General features: G+C 72.5%; 17 protein-coding genes and 4 tRNA genes. 12 read left to right on the top strand and 9 right to left on the bottom strand.

Annotated features, from left to right (window positions below; genetic code table 11):
• Positions 1-28 precede the first annotated feature (28 nt).
• On the bottom strand, positions 29-1,249 hold the full coding sequence (locus IH00_RS0122915; protein WP_031076565.1) for an APC family permease: 1,221 nt from the start codon (positions 1,247-1,249) through the stop codon (positions 29-31).
• A gap of 86 nt (positions 1,250-1,335) precedes the next feature.
• Between IH00_RS0122915 and IH00_RS0122920 the strand changes: the two genes are divergently transcribed.
• Positions 1,336-1,605 (top strand): GlsB/YeaQ/YmgE family stress response membrane protein, encoded by a 270-nt coding sequence (locus IH00_RS0122920; RefSeq protein WP_031076566.1) that lies wholly within the window; start codon positions 1,336-1,338, stop codon positions 1,603-1,605.
• Here IH00_RS0122920 and IH00_RS0122925 read toward each other — a convergent pair.
• From IH00_RS0122925 to IH00_RS0122935, 3 genes are all read right to left on the bottom strand, one after another.
• Positions 1,569-2,306 (bottom strand): alpha-ketoglutarate-dependent dioxygenase AlkB family protein, encoded by a 738-nt coding sequence (locus IH00_RS0122925; protein ID WP_052411579.1) that lies wholly within the window; start codon positions 2,304-2,306, stop codon positions 1,569-1,571. The two genes, IH00_RS0122920 and IH00_RS0122925, sit on opposite strands and share 37 nt — an antisense overlap.
• The gene (locus tag IH00_RS0122930) at positions 2,303-2,800 is read right to left on the bottom strand and encodes a methylated-DNA--[protein]-cysteine S-methyltransferase (RefSeq protein ID WP_031076570.1); all 498 of its coding nucleotides are present in this window, start codon (positions 2,798-2,800) and stop codon (positions 2,303-2,305) included. The genes IH00_RS0122925 and IH00_RS0122930 overlap by 4 nt, the downstream gene beginning before the upstream one ends.
• 233 nt (positions 2,801-3,033) lie before the next feature.
• Positions 3,034-3,522 (bottom strand): YajQ family cyclic di-GMP-binding protein, encoded by a 489-nt coding sequence (locus IH00_RS0122935; protein WP_031076571.1) that lies wholly within the window; start codon positions 3,520-3,522, stop codon positions 3,034-3,036.
• 171 nt (positions 3,523-3,693) lie between these two features.
• On the opposite strand from IH00_RS0122935, the gene IH00_RS0122940 reads away from it, so the two are divergent.
• Positions 3,694-3,775, top strand: a tRNA-Tyr gene (locus IH00_RS0122940).
• Positions 3,776-4,785: 1,010 nt separating this feature from the next.
• Complete coding sequence (locus IH00_RS0122945; RefSeq protein WP_031076574.1) at positions 4,786-7,122, top strand: FhaA domain-containing protein; 2,337 nt, start codon at positions 4,786-4,788, stop codon at positions 7,120-7,122.
• Between the two features lie 399 nt (positions 7,123-7,521).
• Here the strand turns inward: IH00_RS0122945 and IH00_RS0122950 are convergent, their stop codons facing one another.
• From IH00_RS0122950 to IH00_RS0122960, 3 genes are all read right to left on the bottom strand, one after another.
• Positions 7,522-8,019 (bottom strand): GyrI-like domain-containing protein, encoded by a 498-nt coding sequence (locus IH00_RS0122950; RefSeq protein WP_031076576.1) that lies wholly within the window; start codon positions 8,017-8,019, stop codon positions 7,522-7,524.
• On the bottom strand, positions 8,019-8,675 hold the full coding sequence (locus IH00_RS0122955) for an SDR family oxidoreductase (protein ID WP_031076577.1): 657 nt from the start codon (positions 8,673-8,675) through the stop codon (positions 8,019-8,021). Before IH00_RS0122955 ends, IH00_RS0122950 begins: the two co-directional genes overlap by 1 nt.
• Positions 8,676-8,753: 78 nt before the next feature.
• The gene (locus IH00_RS0122960; RefSeq protein WP_031076578.1) at positions 8,754-9,986 is read right to left on the bottom strand and encodes an amidohydrolase family protein; all 1,233 of its coding nucleotides are present in this window, start codon (positions 9,984-9,986) and stop codon (positions 8,754-8,756) included.
• 212 nt (positions 9,987-10,198) lie between these two features.
• Here IH00_RS0122960 and IH00_RS0122965 point away from each other — a divergent pair.
• The 7 genes from IH00_RS0122965 (at position 10,199) to IH00_RS0122995 (ending at position 13,609) form a co-directional block, all read left to right on the top strand.
• Positions 10,199-10,271 (top strand) — tRNA-Thr (locus IH00_RS0122965).
• Between the two features lie 48 nt (positions 10,272-10,319).
• Positions 10,320-10,392 (top strand) — tRNA-Met (locus IH00_RS0122970).
• Between the two features lie 93 nt (positions 10,393-10,485).
• A complete protein-coding gene (rpmG, locus tag IH00_RS0122975; RefSeq protein WP_003948671.1) occupies positions 10,486-10,650 on the top strand; it encodes a 50S ribosomal protein L33 in 165 nt (54 codons plus the stop codon).
• Between the two features lie 84 nt (positions 10,651-10,734).
• A complete protein-coding gene (locus IH00_RS0122980; RefSeq protein ID WP_031076579.1) occupies positions 10,735-11,187 on the top strand; it encodes a MaoC family dehydratase N-terminal domain-containing protein in 453 nt (150 codons plus the stop codon).
• Between the two features lie 4 nt (positions 11,188-11,191).
• Positions 11,192-11,620, top strand: coding sequence for a MaoC family dehydratase (locus IH00_RS0122985; RefSeq protein ID WP_031076580.1), 429 nt, complete (start codon positions 11,192-11,194; stop codon positions 11,618-11,620).
• 152 nt (positions 11,621-11,772) lie between these two features.
• Entirely contained in the window at positions 11,773-12,828 is a 1,056-nt protein-coding gene (locus tag IH00_RS0122990; RefSeq protein ID WP_031076582.1) for a UDP-N-acetylmuramate dehydrogenase, read from the top strand.
• A 67-nt stretch (positions 12,829-12,895) separates the two neighbouring features.
• Complete coding sequence (locus IH00_RS0122995; RefSeq protein WP_031076584.1) at positions 12,896-13,609, top strand: hypothetical protein; 714 nt, start codon at positions 12,896-12,898, stop codon at positions 13,607-13,609.
• On the opposite strand, the gene IH00_RS0123000 is transcribed toward IH00_RS0122995, so the two are convergent.
• Complete coding sequence (locus IH00_RS0123000; protein WP_031076586.1) at positions 13,551-14,582, bottom strand: adenosine deaminase; 1,032 nt, start codon at positions 14,580-14,582, stop codon at positions 13,551-13,553. The genes IH00_RS0122995 and IH00_RS0123000 overlap by 59 nt on opposite strands.
• A 135-nt stretch (positions 14,583-14,717) precedes the next feature.
• On the bottom strand, positions 14,718-15,944 hold the full coding sequence (locus tag IH00_RS0123005; protein ID WP_031076588.1) for a pyridoxal phosphate-dependent aminotransferase: 1,227 nt from the start codon (positions 15,942-15,944) through the stop codon (positions 14,718-14,720).
• A gap of 228 nt (positions 15,945-16,172) precedes the next feature.
• Between IH00_RS0123005 and IH00_RS0123010 the strand changes: the two genes are divergently transcribed.
• A tRNA-Trp gene (locus tag IH00_RS0123010) sits at positions 16,173-16,245 on the top strand.
• A gap of 102 nt (positions 16,246-16,347) precedes the next feature.
• Positions 16,348-16,626 (top strand): preprotein translocase subunit SecE, encoded by a 279-nt coding sequence (gene secE, locus IH00_RS0123015; protein ID WP_031076590.1) that lies wholly within the window; start codon positions 16,348-16,350, stop codon positions 16,624-16,626.
• Positions 16,627-16,671 lie beyond the last annotated feature (45 nt).

The raw sequence follows: 16,671 nt of genomic DNA on the forward strand, positions 1-16,671 counted from the left end.
TGATCCAGCCTGGTCCGAACGACAGACCCTAGCCGCGCCGGACCGCGTACAGCACAGCGCCCGCCGCCAGCACCGCCGCGCCCGCCAGGACGGAGGAGACCGGCAGGGCGAAGGCGAGCAGCAGGCACCCCGCCAGGCCCGCTGCCGCCAGGAAGCGGACCCGGTACGTGCCCAGCGTCCACGCCGAGGCGTTGGCGATCGCGTAATAGGCGAGCACCCCGAACGACGAGAAGCCGATCGCCCCGCGCACGTCCGCCGTCGCCGCCACCACCGCGACGACGGCCCCCACGGCCAGTTCCGCGTGGTGCGGCACCTGGAAGCGGGGGTGGACGGCGGCGAGGGCCTTCGGCAGATGGCCGTCCCGGGCCATCGCCAGCGTCGTCCGGGACACCCCGAGGATCAGCGCCAGCAGCGAGCCCAGCGCCGCCACCGCCGCGCCCGCCCGCACCACCGGCACCAGCCAGTCGGCACCCGCCGCCCGCGCCGCCTCGGCGAGCGGCGCCGCCGCCCCGGCCAGCTCCCGCACGCCCAGCACCGACAGGACGGAGACCGCCACGCCCGCGTACACCACGAGCGCGATGCCCAGCGCCAGGGGGACCGCCCGCGGGATCGTCCGTGCCGGGTCCCGCACCTCCTCGCCAAGAGTGGCGATCCGCGCGTACCCCGCGAACGCGAAGAACAGCAGCCCCGCCGCCTGCAGCACCCCGCCCGCCGTCACGTCCCCGGCCGGCTCCAGCCGCCCGAAGTCCGCCGTGCCCGACCCCAGGGAGGAGACGACCAGCGCCGCCAGGACCGCCAGGACCACCGCCACCACGGCGCGGGTCAGCCACGCCGACTTCTGCACGCCGGCGTAGTTCACGGCGGTCAGCGCCACCACCGCCGCGACCGCCACCGCGTGCGCCTGCTCCGGCCAGACGTAGGCGCCGACCGTCAGGGCCATCGCCGCGCAGGAGGCGGTCTTCCCGACGACGAAGCCCCAGCCCGCCAGAAAGCCCCAGAAAGGACCCAGCCGCTCGCGACCGTACACATAGGTGCCGCCCGAAGCCGGGTAGCGGGCCGCCAGCCGGGCCGACGCCATGGCGTTGCAGTACGCCACCGCCGCGGCGAGCGCGAGCCCGAGCAGCAGCCCGCTGCCGGCCGCCTCCGCGGCCGGTGCCAGCGCCACGAAGACACCGGCCCCCACCATCGAACCCAGCCCGATGACCACCGCGTCGAAGACCCCGAGCGACCTCCGCAGTTCCCCTGTCATGCGCCGCACCCTACTGAGGCCCGCAACCACTGGTCGTGCCGCGGGCGTCCTGCAGGACAACACCGTACGAAAGGCAGGTTCACGGCATGAGCATCATCAGCTGGATCGTCCTCGGGCTGCTGGCCGGGGTCATCGCCAAGATCCTGCTCCCGGGCCGTGACCCGGGCGGCCTGATCGGCACGACCCTCATCGGCATCGCGGGCGCCTTCGTCGGCGGGTGGCTGTCGGCGCGCTACCTGGACCGCCCCATCACCAACGAGTTCTACGACGGCGCCACCTGGGCCGCGGCCATCGGCGGCTCGCTCGTGCTGCTGATCGTCTACCGGCTCCTGTTCGGCCACTCCCGCTCACGCTGACCCCCCGGGGCGAGGCCCGTCTCCCGCAGGGTGACGTTCAGCCGGCCCGACACCATCCCCACCGCCGGGTCGGCCGTGCCGGGACACACCTTCGGCACGCCGTGGTACGCGAAGCGCGAGGGCCCGCCGAAGACGAACAGGTCCCCGGACGCCAGTTCCACGTCCGTGTAAGGCCGCCCGCGCGTCCGCGGGTTGCCGAACCGGAAGACGCAGCGGTCACCGACGCTCAGCGACACCACCGGAGCACCGGACCGCTCCTCCTTGTCCTGGTGCATGCCCATCCGGGCGCCGCCGTCGTAGAAGTTGACCAAGGCGGTGTCCGGGGCGTAGACGTCATGGCTGCCGTCGTCCCCGTACGCCTCCCGCAGCGCCGCCCGGCCGAGGTCCCCCAGCCAGTCGGGGAACGCCGCGACCCGCGCGCCGTTCACGTCGTCGGCGGTGCGGCTGTAGCGGTACGGCTGCCAGTGCCAGCCCACGCACACCGTGCGGACGGACATCACGCCGCCGCCCGGCAGCACCGTCCGCCGCATCGGCACCGGTCCGCGCGCCCACCCCCGGCACGCCTCGACCAGGGCCCGCTGCCGCTCCACGGACAGCCACCCCGGTACGTGCACCGCTCCGGGGGCGACTTCGCTCCGCCCACGCGCGGCCCGGAACGGCTCCACCGGGAACAGCCCGGCCGCGAACGGCACCTCGGTCATGGGGCGAGCGCCCCCTCCAGCCCCAGCAGCCGTTCCTTGCGCTCCAGCCCTCCCGCGTAACCGCGCAGCGCCCCGTCGGCCCCGATGACCCGGTGGCACGGCCGTACGACCAGCAGCGGGTTGCGCCCGATCGCGGTACCGACGGCCCGCACCCCCGCCCCGGGCGCCCCCACACGCGCGGCGATCTCCCCGTATGTCACGGTCTCGCCGTACGGGATGTCCTCCAGTGCCCGCCACACGCGCCGCTGGAACTCCGTACCGGCCCCGCCGGCCCACGGGATGTCGAAGCGCGTCAGCCGTCCGGCGAAGTACGCGGCGAGCTGTCCGGCGATCTCCTCGAACGCCTCCGGCGCGTGCCGCCACCCCTCCCGGACGACCGCGCCGCCCTTCTGCCCCGGCAGCGACAGCGAGGCCAGCAGCGTCCCGTCGGCCGTGGGCTCGCCGACCAGCAGCATCTCGCCGAGCGGCCCCTCGACGTACGCGTACACCGTCATGGCTGGTCCTGCCCTTCCCTCACGCTCCATCGTCCCCGTCCGCCCCACCAGTCTGCGGCGCCCGTCCACCGCGGGCTGGCGGGATTCGGACACGAAGACCCGGAGCGTCCGGCACGGCGCGGGAACGGGCGGGGGCGGACGGGCCACCCGGCCGCGTCCGCCCCCGATCCGCCCGTCGGCGCCTCACGCGCCGCCCGCGCTTCACACCCGTCACCGGTGGTGAGGAGCAGGGATCACCGGTAGTTCACGAACTGCAGCGCGAAGTCGAAGTCCTGCTGCTTCAGCAGCGCGATCACGGCCTGCAGGTCGTCCCGGCTCTTCGAGCTGACCCGGAGCTCGTCCCCCTGCACCTGCGCCTTGACGCCCTTGGGACCCTCGTCGCGAATGATCTTCGCCACCTTCTTGGCGTTCTCCTGGGAGATGCCCTCCTGGATCGACGCGAAGATCTTGTACTCCTTGCCGGACAGCTGCGGCTCACCGGCTTCCAGCGCCTTCAGCGAGATGCCGCGCTTGATCAGCTTGGACTGGAAGACGTCGAGGATGGCGTTGACCCGCTCCTCGGAGTTCGCCTGCATCAGGATCTTCTCGCCGGACCAGGCGATGGAGGCCCCGACGTTCTTGAAGTCGTAGCGCTGCGAGATCTCCTTGGCGGCCTGGTTGAGGGCGTTGTCGACCTCCTGCCGCTCGACCTTCGAGACGATGTCGAAACTGGAGTCGGCCATGTCCTGTGGCTCCTTGGGTCGGTGCGTATCGGTGCGACAAAGCCTAGCCACCCGTACACGCCCCGAGCGCTGATCAATCCGGTGGCGGAGCACCCCCCGGCATCAGGTATTGTTTACGTCGTTGCCAGGGAGCACCGCGCAAGAGCGGCCGTCTCCACGGCGACGTCCCATGGCGGTGTGCCCGAGTGGCCAATGGGAGCGGACTGTAAATCCGTCGGCTTAGCCTACCCAGGTTCGAATCCTGGCGCCGCCACGCGATGAAGACGGCCCCTGATATGCGGAAGCGCGCATCAGGGGCCGTTCTGCGTACGTGAGACCGGAACGGGAGCTGTCTCGCCGTTCCCGCTCGATCCCCCTCTGCCAGGAAGTCCGGACGGCTCGGTGGACGGTCGCCCGCCCCATCGGGCCCCTGCCGGGATGCCGGCGCGGTGCGGTTCGACCGAGCCGCACTCCTGGCGTTCGCCGCCCGTCAGGAACCGGGAGGGCGGGCGGCCTGCTGGGCGCCGAGCCGGGGTTCCACCCCGGGGCCGTGCCGGGCGGAAACGGCGGCGCGGCGAAGGTCATAGGGGTGCTTGCCGGCTTGGGGTTCCTGCGTGCTGACGTGCGGACGCCCGGACTTCCCCGTACCCGCTCTCCTGGACCATGCCGCGTCGGGAGCCACGCAACGGCCGGGGCTCGCCCTTGCGCTCGCTGTGACGAGCCGCGCGCCGGCTCTGTCCGGTACTGCGGGCGGTGTCGACGCGGGTCCCGTCCGCCGATCGCGCCGGCGAGCACGTGACCTGGCCGAGTCCGCCGGCAGGCGGGTGGTCACCGGTCCCGCGACGCGGCCGGGGACCGTCGGCGCGGTGACGGAGTCACGATCCCGAGCGCCGGGCCCCGCTCGACCACGGTGCGGATCGCCTCGGCTCCGGCTCCGTACTGCCGTGCTCGCAGAGCACCCGATACCCGCCGAAGGCGGCAGGGACCCTGGCCCGGGCAGCGCCGCGGACCGTGAACGCACGGCTTCGGGCCCGTCCGGCCCTGTTCCGCCGGACGGGCTGTAGGGCCTGCTCTGCGGCACCTGGGTGATCCCGGTGGAAAAGGCCAGGTCAAGGGGGCTGAGCCGCCTTGTTGGGGACACCGCCGGGGCGCCCACCACGGGCCATCGATCCGGTGAACTATGGCAGCACATCGCGCTTGATCGCTTTGTGTGGCAATACAGCTACTACCGGCAATCTTCACTTCATATGACCGCCGCGACAGAGTCGCACCCCGGAGGCTGCAATGGGGACGCTGAACAAAATCGAACAGCGTTTCGAGAACTTGGTCAACGGAACCTTCGCCAAGGTGTTCAAATCTGCGGTCCAGCCCATGGAATTCATCGGCGCTCTCAGGCGCGAGTGCGACATCAACGCCAGGATCTGGAACCGGGACTGCACCATCGCTCCCAACGGCTTCATAGTCGAACTCAGTCCGGGCGATCACGAACTGCTGAGTGCGTGCCTGGTCATGCTCGGCGAGAAACTGGTCCTGGAGCTGCGTGCGTACGCCGATCAACAGCGCTATTCGTTCGTAGGGCCGCTGAAGGTGCAGCTGCAGCGAGCGGAGAACCTGAAGGCAGGACAGTTCCGCGTGCGCAGCCGACTCGAGGTCCCGCCCGAGGTTCAGCACGCTCTCCGGGCCGATCCGCGCTATCGCGCCACGGATGCGCCGTCGGTCGGGCTCGGCAACGGCAGGAACGCGTCGTGGCATGGGCGCCCGCACACCCCGCGCGGGGACAAACAGGTGCTGACGGTGGAGCAGTTCGTAGCCCTCGGCCTGACGTTCTCCCGGGACGGCACGCTCGTCCGCGCCGACCCGCCGAGCCCTCTCGCCGTGCCGCCCACGTCACCCGGCCTCCTAAAGCCCGTGACGGACCGCGCGGGTGGGGCCGTTCTGCCCCGTCACGGGCAACGTGCCCTCCCTCCCGGCCCTGGCATGCGTTTCGCACTCGGCCCCGCGCAAAGCCAGGCACCCCGCCCTGGGGGTGATACCGGCCGCATGCTCGTCGCCGGCTCGTCCGAGCCTCGGATCAGGACCCTGGCGGTGGGGACACCGCCGGTCACTACAGCTCCCCCCCGCGTCCTCCTCGATGCGGAAGCCCCACCTCATCGGTTCGGCAGACAGCCCCGACCACCGGCCGGGGAACACCGCGGTCGCCCCGCCGCTCCAGTGCCCGACGGAACCCTCACTCAGTCGAAAGGACCCACTGTGACCAACGATCGCGACACCTCCGTCGACGGTCCCGCACCCGACAGGACGCCAGACGTCGCCGACGGACCCGACCTCCCGCCGCCCGCCTCGGGTACCCCCGGCGAGCCCCGGGACGCCGTGTCGACGGAAGCGGGGGCCGGCACGCGGGGCGCGAACGAGACCTTGTCCGCGAACGAGACCCTGCCGCCGCGCGCCGCGGCGGAGCACCAGCCCGCAGTGCCCGCCCCGCTCGGCCCCGGCGCAGAACAGCCTTTGGCCCATTCCTATGTCGACCGGGCGCGCGTGCCGCACGGCGCTCCCGGAATGCCGCCGTACTACAGCCCACCGGCTCACCCCGGTCCGGCGCTCTGGCCGGGGCCCGACCGGGGTGGCCGGATGGGGCTCCTGGGCCGCAGTGCTGCGGTTGAGCTTTCCTCCGACCGTCTGCTGCGCACCCGGCCCAGCGGCCGTCGCGGCCTCAGCCGGTTGCGCATCGGCGGCAGGGGCGCGGAGCGGGAGCGCGAGCAGAAGTTGGCCATCCTCCGTACTCCGGTGATCAGGTGCCACAAGATCGCCGTCATCAGCCTCAAGGGCGGAGTCGGAAAGACGACCACCACGACCGCCCTGGGCGCGACCCTCGCTACCGAGCGCCAGGACCGCGTCGTCGCGATCGACGCCAATCCGGACGCGGGAACGCTCAGCCGGCGAGTGCGCTGCGAGACCAGCGCCACCATCCGCGACCTCGTGGCCGAGCTCCCGAGTATCGACAACTACATGGCCGTACGGCGCTTCACCTCGCAGTCACCGAGCGGGCTGGAGATCCTGGCCAACGACGCGGACCCTGCGCTCTCCACGGCGTTCAATGACGAAGACTACCGACGGGTGGTCGGCTGCCTCGGGCAGCACTATCCGATCGTCCTGACCGACTCCGGAACCGGTCTGCTGCACAGTGCGATGCGGGGCATCCTGGATTTCGCGGACCAGCTGATCGTGGTCGCCACACCCAGTGTCGACGGTGCCACCAGCGCCAGCACCACCCTGGACTGGCTCAGGGCGCACCACTACGACGACCTCGTCCAGCGGAGCATCACCGTGATCTCCGAGCCGCGCCAGAAGAGCAAGCTGGTGAAGGTGAACGATGTCGTGGACCACTTCCGCGCCCGCTGCCGGGGCGTGGTGATGATTCCGTTCGACGAGCACCTCGCCACGGGCTCGGAGGTCGATCTGGAGCAGATGAAGCCACGAACCCGCCAGGCCTACTTCGATCTGGCGACGCTGGTGGCCGCGGACTTCCCGCGCACCCAGCCCGAGGCTGCCAGCTGGGGCGCCGCCTACCCCCACTCGGGCTACACCGCGGCCAGCATGTTCGCCGCCCCCGCATGGGGCTGATCGGTCACGCGAGAGAAGGCTCACGACGAGGCGTCGTCGACCATCGCGACTGCCTGCGCCGCCACCCGACTCCAAGGGCGCTCGGCCCTTCGTGACGGCGCGTTGCACGTGGAGCGGTGACGCCGTGCCCCGCGAAGGGTGATGCGCCACCGTGCGCAGCGACGTCCTGACCGTCCTGGGCCACTGCCCCGGGTCTGTGGGCGATACAGGGACGACATGTCGCGTCCCGCCCCGTCGCGCGATGCGCCACCCCTGTCGACCCGCGGCAACACGGATCGACAGGGGTGGTGCCGCTGCTTACGGAACGGCGTGGAGCAGGGCCGCCCGGCGGAAGACGGCGGACGTGGGGCCGGGCGCGGGCTTTCAGGGGGGAGCGGGAGCCGAGCGACCGGCGGGGAGTCAGTCGGCCAGCCGGAAGGCCAGCTGCGTCTCCCACTGAGACGGGTCGGGCTGGACGCGCGGGTCCGTGCGGTACGACTCGATGCGGCAGCCCCACCGCTCCACGCCGTCCACCTCCCGCATGTCCCACGCCAGGCCCCGCTCGCGCGCCCACTCCAGCAGGGTCCGGGCCGCGTCCCCCAGCCCGTCCGGGTGGCCGCGGTGGAGCAGCGTCGCGTAGCGGCCGGCCGGGAGGAGCGCCATGCCGACGTCGCCCTCCGGCTCCGGCAGCGGCGAGGCCACCGGAATGCCCGCCTCCACCTCCGACTCGCCTGCCGGGTCGAGGCAGTTGTAACGGAAGAACGGCGCGCCCGTCATAGCGATCTCCCGCGCCGCCAGCCACCCCACCAGCTCGGGCAGCCGGTCGGCGACCTCCGCGAAGCCGTCCATCGTCACCGTGCGGCGCATGAAGACGTACGGCTGTTCCGCGCGCTCCTCCACCACGGGCCCGGCGGCCATCACTCGCCCGCCACGGCCTTGACGGCCACCGACACCGGCACGGACCCGCTCACCAGCTCCAGCGTCAGGCCCGCGGTCGCCGGGGTCTCCGCCAGCTCGGCCAGTACCGCCGCCACGTCGTCGCGGGGCACTGGTCCGCGCCCCGTCGACGCCTCCAGCCGGACGAGCCCGGTCCCGGCGTCGTTCGTCAGCATGCCGGGCTTCAGGATCGTCCAGTCCAGGCCGGACCTGGCCCGTACGTAGTCGTCCGCCGCACCCTTGGCCCGCAGGTACGCGTCGAAGACCTCGTCACCCGGGTGGTCCGCGTCCGCGCCCATCGACGAGACGACGATGTAGCGCCGCACCCCCGCCCGTTCCGCGGCGTCCGCGAAGAGCACCGCCGCGCCGCGGTCCACCGTGTGCTTCCGCTCGACGCCGCTGCCCGGGCCCGCACCCGCCGCGAAGACCGCCACGTCCGCGCCCTGCAGCGCGGCCGCGACCATCTCCACGGTGGCCGACTCCAGGTCCAGGACGACCGGTTCGGCGCCGGCCGCGCGCAGGGCGTCCGCCTGTTCCGGGTTGCGGATGACGCCCGCGACCTCGTGCCCGCCGGCCGAGAGCAGCCGCTCCAGCCGCTGGGCGATCTGACCGTGTCCTCCAGCGATGACAATGCGCATGCTCCCGACCGTACGACCCCGGCGGCGAAATCGCGCACGCACCGCCCGGGAACGGGTCGTGTGCCGCTCGCGCCCCCCTCAGGGGCGGGCGTCCGGCCGTCCCTGGCGCGGCAGTTCGAGCGCGGCCGCCGAGTCGCAGTACTCCCGCACCGCGCTCGTCCTCGCCACCACCCGCCCCCGGTGCACCACGATCCGGCTGTACGCCAGTGACAGCACGCCCGGCAGCCGGTCCCCGCGCACCGCCAGCAGCTCCGCCGGGAACCCCGCCTCCACCCGCACGGCCGGCAGCCCCATCGCCTCCCGCGCGGCCCCGCTCACCGCCGCGTACGAGTCCTCCGCGCCCATCCCGCCCTGCGAGGCCAGCAGGTACGCCGCCTCCAGCGGATCGGCCCGCCCCACCGGGTTGGCCACGTCCCGCAGCGCCCCGCTCCCGGCCGCGATCCGCACGCCCGCCGCCCGCAGCAGCCGTACCGGAGGGACGCCGCGCACCTCGGTGCCGGCGCAGCCGCCCTGCGGCAGGCACACGACCGTCACACCCGCCGCCGCGAGCTGGTCCGCCACCCGGGCCGCCGCGTCCGCCGGCAGCCGCCCCAGGGCCCCGCAGGGCCCGATGGTCACGCCGGGCCGCAGCCCGCCGGCCATCGCCGCCAGCCGCGCCAGACGGACCGGGTCCCCCCCGTCCGTGTGCAGGTCCACGGGGCAGCCGTGCTCGGCCGCCACCTCCAGCACCGCCTCCGCGTACCCGATCGGGTCCGGATCCAGGTCGGGGCGCCCGCCGACGACGCACGCGCCCATCTTGACCGCGTCGCGCAGCATCGCGAGGCCGTCCGCGCCCGCCACGCCCGTCAGCAGCCGGGGGACGGCGACCGCGGTCAGGTCGGCGAGCCCGCGCAGCGAGCGGCGTGCCTGCAGCACCGCCTCCAGCGGCCCCAGGCCCTGCACGTCGCCGATGCGCACATGGGCGCGCAGGGCGGTCGCGCCGTGGCCGAGCTGGAGCAGCGCGGCCTCGGTGGCGCGGCGCTGCACGTCCTCGGTGGCGTACGAGACGGGGCCGGGGGAGTCGGCGCTCAGGGCCGTGTCGGCGTGGGCGTGCGGCTCGGCGGGCGCCGGGAGCAGGAGGTAGCCGCTCAGGTCGACGCGTGCGCCGGGCGAGGGCAGGCTGCCGACCGTGCCGACGGCCTCGATGCGCCCGCCGCCGAGGCGCACGTCGACGGTCCGGCCGTCCGTGAGGCGCGCGCCGCACAGCAGCAGCGTGGTCGTGTCGGCGGCGGTGCCCTCGGGTGGGTGCGGCTGCTTGCTGTCGGAGGACATCTGGCTCCTGGCGGGGCTCGGGCGCGGAGGCGCAAGATCACGCAGCGTGAGGCGAGCCTAGGGGCCGTGCCACGGGGCTTCGAGGAGGAGCGCAATAGTCGTACCGGCGTGGGGCGCGAGTGGCGTACGGGACGGGCGAGTCGGGGGGCGCTCCGGCACCCGGAATCGGATTTGGGCGAACGGCGGCCGACCGTGTAATGTCTTCATCGCTCGCCCCAATAGCTCAGTCGGCAGAGCGTCTCCATGGTAAGGAGAAGGTCTACGGTTCGATTCCGTATTGGGGCTCTGATGTTCGGTGATCCTCGCCTCCGGGCGAGGTGATCCAGGCATCGCAGCGGTGTAGCTCAGTCGGTAGAGCAAGCGGCTCATAATCGCTGTGTCACCGGTTCAAGTCCGGTCACCGCTACTCACTGAAAGTAGCCGATTGCAGGGTCGGTCCTTCGATCGGCTACTCTTTTCTGCGTTCACCCGTCCATCCGTCCGTCATAGGAGCACTCACGTGGCTGCCACCGACGTCCGCCCGAAGATCACGCTGGCCTGCGTGGAGTGCAAGGAGCGGAACTACATCACCAAGAAGAACCGGCGTAACAACCCGGACCGTCTTGAGATGAAGAAGCACTGCCCGCGTTGCAACGCGCACACCGCGCACCGCGAGACGCGCTGAAACAGGCTCGTACACGAGGCCGTCCCCACCCGGGGGCGGCCTCGTGTCGTTGTACAGGGAAAACCAGCAGGAGGTAGCGAGTCCATGGCGCTCGACCAGTCCTTCGTGGGGCGGACCTATCCGCCCACCGCGCCGTACGAGGTGGGCCGGGAGAAGATCCGCGAATTCGCCGCGGCGGTCGGCGACACGAATCCGGCGTACACCGATACGGAGGCCGCCAAGGCGCTCGGTCACCCCGAGGTGATCGCCCCGCCCACGTTCGTGTTCGCGGTCACGTTCAAGGCGTCGGAGCGGGTCATCGAGGACCCCCAGCTGGGGCTGGACTACAGCCGGGTGGTGCACGGCGACCAGAAGTTCGCGTACAGCCGTCCCGTACGGGCCGGGGACCGGCTCACGGTCACCTCGACGATCGAGTCGATCAAGTCGCTCGCCGGCAACGACATCCTGGACATCCGGGGCGAGGTGCACGACGAGGCCGGCGAGCACGTCGTGACCGCCTGGACGAAGCTGGTGGCGCGCGCCGCCGAGGAGGTGTGACGCGATGACCGCGAAGATCGCGTACGACGACGTCGAGGTCGGCACCGAACTGCCGGCGCAGAGCTTCCCCGTCACCCGCGAGACGCTGGTGCGGTACGCGGGTGCCTCCGGGGACTTCAACCCGATCCACTGGAACGAGAAGTTCGCCGTCGGGGTCGGCCTGCCGGACGTCATCGCCCACGGCATGTTCACCATGGCCGAGGCGATCCGGGTGGTGACCGACTGGACCGGCGACCCCGGCGCGGTCGTCGAGTACGGCGTGCGCTTCACCAAGCCGGTCGTCGTCCCGAACGACGACACGGGCGCGCTGATCGAGGTCAGCGCCAAGGTGGGCGCCAAGCTGGACGACAACCGGGTCCGGGTCGACCTGACCGCGATGAGCGCCGGGCAGAAGGTGCTCGGGATGTCGCGGGCCGTCGTCCGGCTCGCCTGACGGACCGGCCCCACGGCGCGGCTGTACGGGGGTGCGGCGCACCCCCGCCCCCGCACAGCCGGCCCGGCCGGCCGACGCCGGCTGCCGGCCCCGGCATCCGTACCGGGGCCGAGGCGCGGTCGCCGTCGTACCCGACCCGTAGTCTTGAGCCCGTGCAGGAACTCCACGACGCTCCCCTCGCCCCGCTGACCACCTTCCGGCTCGGCGGCCCCGCCACCCGGCTGCTCACGGCCACGACCGACGACGAGGTCGTCGCCGCCGTGCGAGAGGCCGACGCCGCCGGGACCCCGCTGCTGATCATCGGCGGCGGCTCCAACCTGGTCATCGGCGACAAGGGCTTCGACGGAACGGCCCTGCGCATCGCCACCCGCGGCTTCACCCTGGACGGCACCCGGCTGGAACTGGCGGCCGGCGAAGTCTGGACGGACGCGGTCGCGCGCACCGTCGAAGCGGGTCTCGCGGGCATCGAGTGCCTCGCCGGCATCCCCGGCTCGGCGGGCGCCACGCCGATCCAGAACGTGGGGGCGTACGGCCAGGAGGTCTCCGCGACCATCACGGAGGTCGTGGCGTACGACCGCCGCGCGGGCGAGACGGTGACCCTCCCCAACGCCGCCTGCGACTTCTCCTACCGCCACAGCCGCTTCAAGGCGCACCCCGACCGCTTCGTGGTGCTCCGCGTCCGCTTCGAGCTGGAGGACGCACAGGGCATGAGCGCCCCGATCCGGTACGCCGAGACGGCCCGCGCCCTGGGCGTCGAGCCCGGCGACCGCGTCCCGGCCGCCACCGCGCGCGAGACGGTGCTCGCCCTGCGCGCGGGCAAGGGCATGGTCCTGGACCCCGACGACCACGACACCTGGTCCGCCGGCTCCTTCTTCACCAACCCGATCCTCCCCGAGGCCGCGTACGAGACCTTCCTCGCCCGTGTCCACGACCGCCTCGGCCCGGACGTCGCCCCGCCCGCCTGGCCGACCGGTGACGGGCGGGTCAAGACCTCGGCGGCCTGGCTGATCGACAAGGCGGGCTTCACCAAGGGGTACGGCTCCGGACCGGCCCGTATCTCCACCAAGCACACCCTGGCCCTCACCAACCGCGGCGAGGCCACCACCGAGGACCTCCTGGCCCTGGCACGCGAGGTCGTCGCGGGGGTCCGGGACGCCTTCGGCGTGACCCTCGTCAACGAGCCGGTGACGGTCGGCGTCTCCCTCTGACCGCCGGCGCCCCGCGCCGGCCGGAATCCCGTTGCCGGCACACGGGTCCGACGGCCAGGCTCGTCCCATGCGACTGACGCTCACCCGGTTCCGGCCGCGCACCGGCCCCCACGAGCACCGGATCGTGGTCCCGCGGCCGGCCCTGCGGCACACCACCCTCAGCGACCCCCTGGAGGGCTGGGGATACCTGGTGGGCGACCACGACGGGCTCTCCCGGCTCGCGGCGCTGTTCGCCTTCGCCGCGTTCTCCCGGCACACCGTCGTCCACGTACCGCTGCGGCGGAGCATCCCCCGGCAGTACGCCCCCGGCGTACCCGTCGACCTGGTCCTGGCCCACCACTCCCTGGGCCTGCGCCCCTCCGCCTGGCCGGAACTGCGCCGCAGGTCGACCCATGGCACCCCGCTGACCGTCCGCACCGACGAGCGGCGCACGGCCGCCCACGCGGCCGCCTGGTGGGAGCGCAGCGAGCACCGCGACGGACCCGACCGGCTGCGCCCGGCCGTCCACGCGCAGACCCTGTTCCTCTTCGGCTCCCGCGACGTCTTCGCCGCCGCCTGCGGGAAGCTGGAGCACGCCGCGGGCTTCGGGCCGCACCACGAGAGGGCGGCCGAGGGCGTGGACGCCCTGGTCGCGTCGCTCACGCCGCTTCTCGCGCCGGACGGCTCCCGGCGCCGCACCGAGCTCGACATCGCCTTCCGGGCGCGGCCGCCCCACCGGCACTTCAGGCCGCCGGGCCGGCCGCCAGCCAGTCGTCGACCCCCGCCAGCAGCTTCCCCCTGACGTCCTCCGGCGCCGCGGACGCCCGGACCGACTGGCGGGCGAGCTCGGCGAGCTCGTCGTCCGAGAAACCGTGGTGCACGCGCGCCATCTCGTACTGCGCCGCCAGCCGCGAGCCGAACAGCAGCGGGTCGTCCGCCCCCAGCGCCATCGGCACACCGGCGTCGTACAGCGTCCGCAACGGCACCTGGTCCGGCTTCTCGTACACGCCGAGCGCCACGTTGGACGCCGGGCACACCTCGCAGGTCACGCCCTTCTCGGCCAGCCGCCGCAGCAGCCGCGGGTCCTCCGCGGCCCGCACGCCGTGCCCGATCCGCCGCGCCCCCAGGTCGTCCAGACAGTCCCGCACGGAGGCCGGCCCGGTCAGCTCGCCGCCGTGCGGCGCCGCCAGCAGGCCGCCCTCCCGCGCGATCGCGAAGGCCCGGTCGAAGTCGCGGGCCATGCCGCGCCGCTCGTCGTTCGAAAGACCGAACCCGACCACCCCCCGGTCCGCGTACCGGACGGCGAGCCGGGCCAGGGTGCGGGCGTCCAGCGGGTGCTTCATCCGGTTCGCCGCGACGACCACCCGCATCCCCAGCCCGGTCTCGCGCGACGCCGCGTCGACCGCGTCCAGGATGATCTCCAGCGCCGGGATGAGACCGCCCAGCCGCGGCGCGTACGACGTCGGGTCGACCTGGATCTCCAGCCACCCCGAACCGTCGCGCACGTCCTCCTCGGCCGCCTCCCGCACCAGCCGCTGGATGTCCTCGGGCGCGCGCAGACAGGACCGGGCGATGTCGTACAGCCGCTGGAAACGGAACCAGCCTCGCTCGTCGGTCGCCCGCAGCCTCGGGGGCTCGCCCCCGGTCAGCGCCTCGGGGAGGTGGACGCCGTACTTGTCGGCGAGCTCGAGCAGGGTGGCGGGCCGCATCGACCCGGTGAAGTGCAGGTGCAGATGGGCCTTGGGCAGCAGTCGGAGGTCTCGTACGTGCTCCATCCGGGGATCTTGCCAAAACCCCCGTCCGCGCGGCAGCCCCTTTCGGCCTCTTTCACCGAACGGGTGCTTGCCGGAACGAAGGAGCGGGCCCCCGGCACAGTGCCGGAGGCCCGCGAACCGCTCACGCGTCGACCCTCAGTCGCGCGCTTCCGCCAGCAGCTTCTGCATCCGCGAGACGCCCTCGACCAGGTCCTCGTCACCCAGCGCGTACGACAGGCGCAGGTAGCCCGGCGTGCCGAACGCCTCGCCGGGGACGACCGCGACCTCGGCCTCGTCCAGGATGAGCGCCGCCAGCTCCACGGAGGTCTGCGGGCGCTTGCCGCGGATCTCCTTGCCGAGCAGCCCCTTCACCGACGGGTACGCGTAGAAGGCGCCCTCCGGCGTCGGGCAGACGACGCCGTCGATCTCGTTGAGCATCCGCACGATCGTCTTGCGGCGCCGGTCGAACGCGGTGCGCATCTCCGCGACCGCGTCCAGGCTGCCGGAGACGGCGGCGAGCGCGGCGGCCTGCGCGACGTTCGACACGTTCGACGTGGCGTGCGACTGCAGGTTCGTCGCGGCCTTCACCACGTCCTTCGGGCCGATGATCCAGCCCACGCGCCAGCCGGTCATGGCGTACGTCTTGGCCACGCCGTTGACGACGATGCACTTGTCCCGCAGCTCCGGCAGGAGCGCCGGCAGCGAGGTGAAGGCGGCGTCGCCGTACACCAGGTGCTCGTAGATCTCGTCCGTCAGCACCCACAGGCCGTGCTCGGCGGCCCAGCGGCCGATCGCCTCGGCGTCGGCCTGGCTGTAGACCGCGCCGGTCGGGTTGGAGGGGGAGACGAAGAGGACGACCTTGGTCCGCTCCGTACGGGCCGCCTCCAGCTGCTCCACCGACACCCGGTAGCCCGTGGTCTCGTCGGCGACGACCTCCACCGGGACACCGCCCGCGAGCCGGATCGACTCGGGGTAGGTCGTCCAGTACGGAGCCGGGACGATGACCTCGTCGCCCGGGTCCAGGATCGCGGCGAAGGCCTCGTAGATCGCCTGCTTGCCGCCGTTGGTCACCAGGACCTGAGAGGCCTCGATCTCGTAGCCGGAGTCGCGCAGCGTCTTGGCGACGATGGCGGCCTTGAGCTCGGGCAGGCCGCCGGCCGGCGTGTAGCGGTGGTACTTCGGGTTCCGGCAGGCCTCGATCGCGGCCTCGACGATGTAGTCCGGCGTCGGGAAGTCGGGCTCACCCGCGCCGAAGCCGATCACCGGGCGCCCGGCGGCCTTGAGGGCCTTGGCCTTGGCGTCGACGGCGAGGGTCGCGGACTCGGAGATCGCGCCGATGCGGGCGGAGACCCGGCGCTCGGAGGGAGAGGTTGCAGCGCTCATGCGGCCCATCGTCCCAGACCCAGGAGAGGCGCGGCACACAGGTTTCGCCGTACGGACGAACGGGTCGTCAGCCGCTGCGCCGCGGCTCCAGGACCCGGCCGACGGGTCGTACCGCGGTAGTGTCCGGGGCTATCTGTTCGACGCGGCGCCGCTGACCACGTACACTCTCTGCTCGTTGGCCCTCACCGACCACCTCCATGGATGCGGTAGGTTGGGGGAGAACCACAAAGGGTCGTAGCTCAATTGGTAGAGCACCGGTCTCCAAAACCGGCGGTTGGGGGTTCAAGTCCCTCCGGCCCTGCTACACACACCGCCAGGATGTGTGCGCAGGTATGTACTTCATTGCACCGCCGTGCGGCTCCACCCGGGCGCGGCACGGCCGACCCGGAATCAGGTGAGAGACGTGACGGACGCCGTAGGCTCCATCGACATGCCTGATGCCGAAGACGAAGCACGCAAGAAGAACCGCAAGGGCGGTAAGCGCGGAAAGAAGGGCCCGCTGGGCCGTCTCGCGCTCTTCTACCGTCAGATCATCGCGGAGCTGCGCAAGGTCGTCTGGCCCACGCGCAGCCAGCTGTCGACGTACACCACCGTCGTCATCATCTTCGTCGTCGTCATGATCGGTCTCGTGACCGTGATCGACCTCGGCTTCCAGGAAGCAGTCAAGTACGTCTTCGGCTGATTCCCGCGGAGGGCGCCCACCCCGGCGCCCCTTTTCGCATGTTCC

It is taken from the genome of Streptomyces sp. NRRL S-118, assembly GCF_000716335.1.
Classification (GTDB): Bacteria; Actinomycetota; Actinomycetes; order Streptomycetales; family Streptomycetaceae; genus Streptomyces.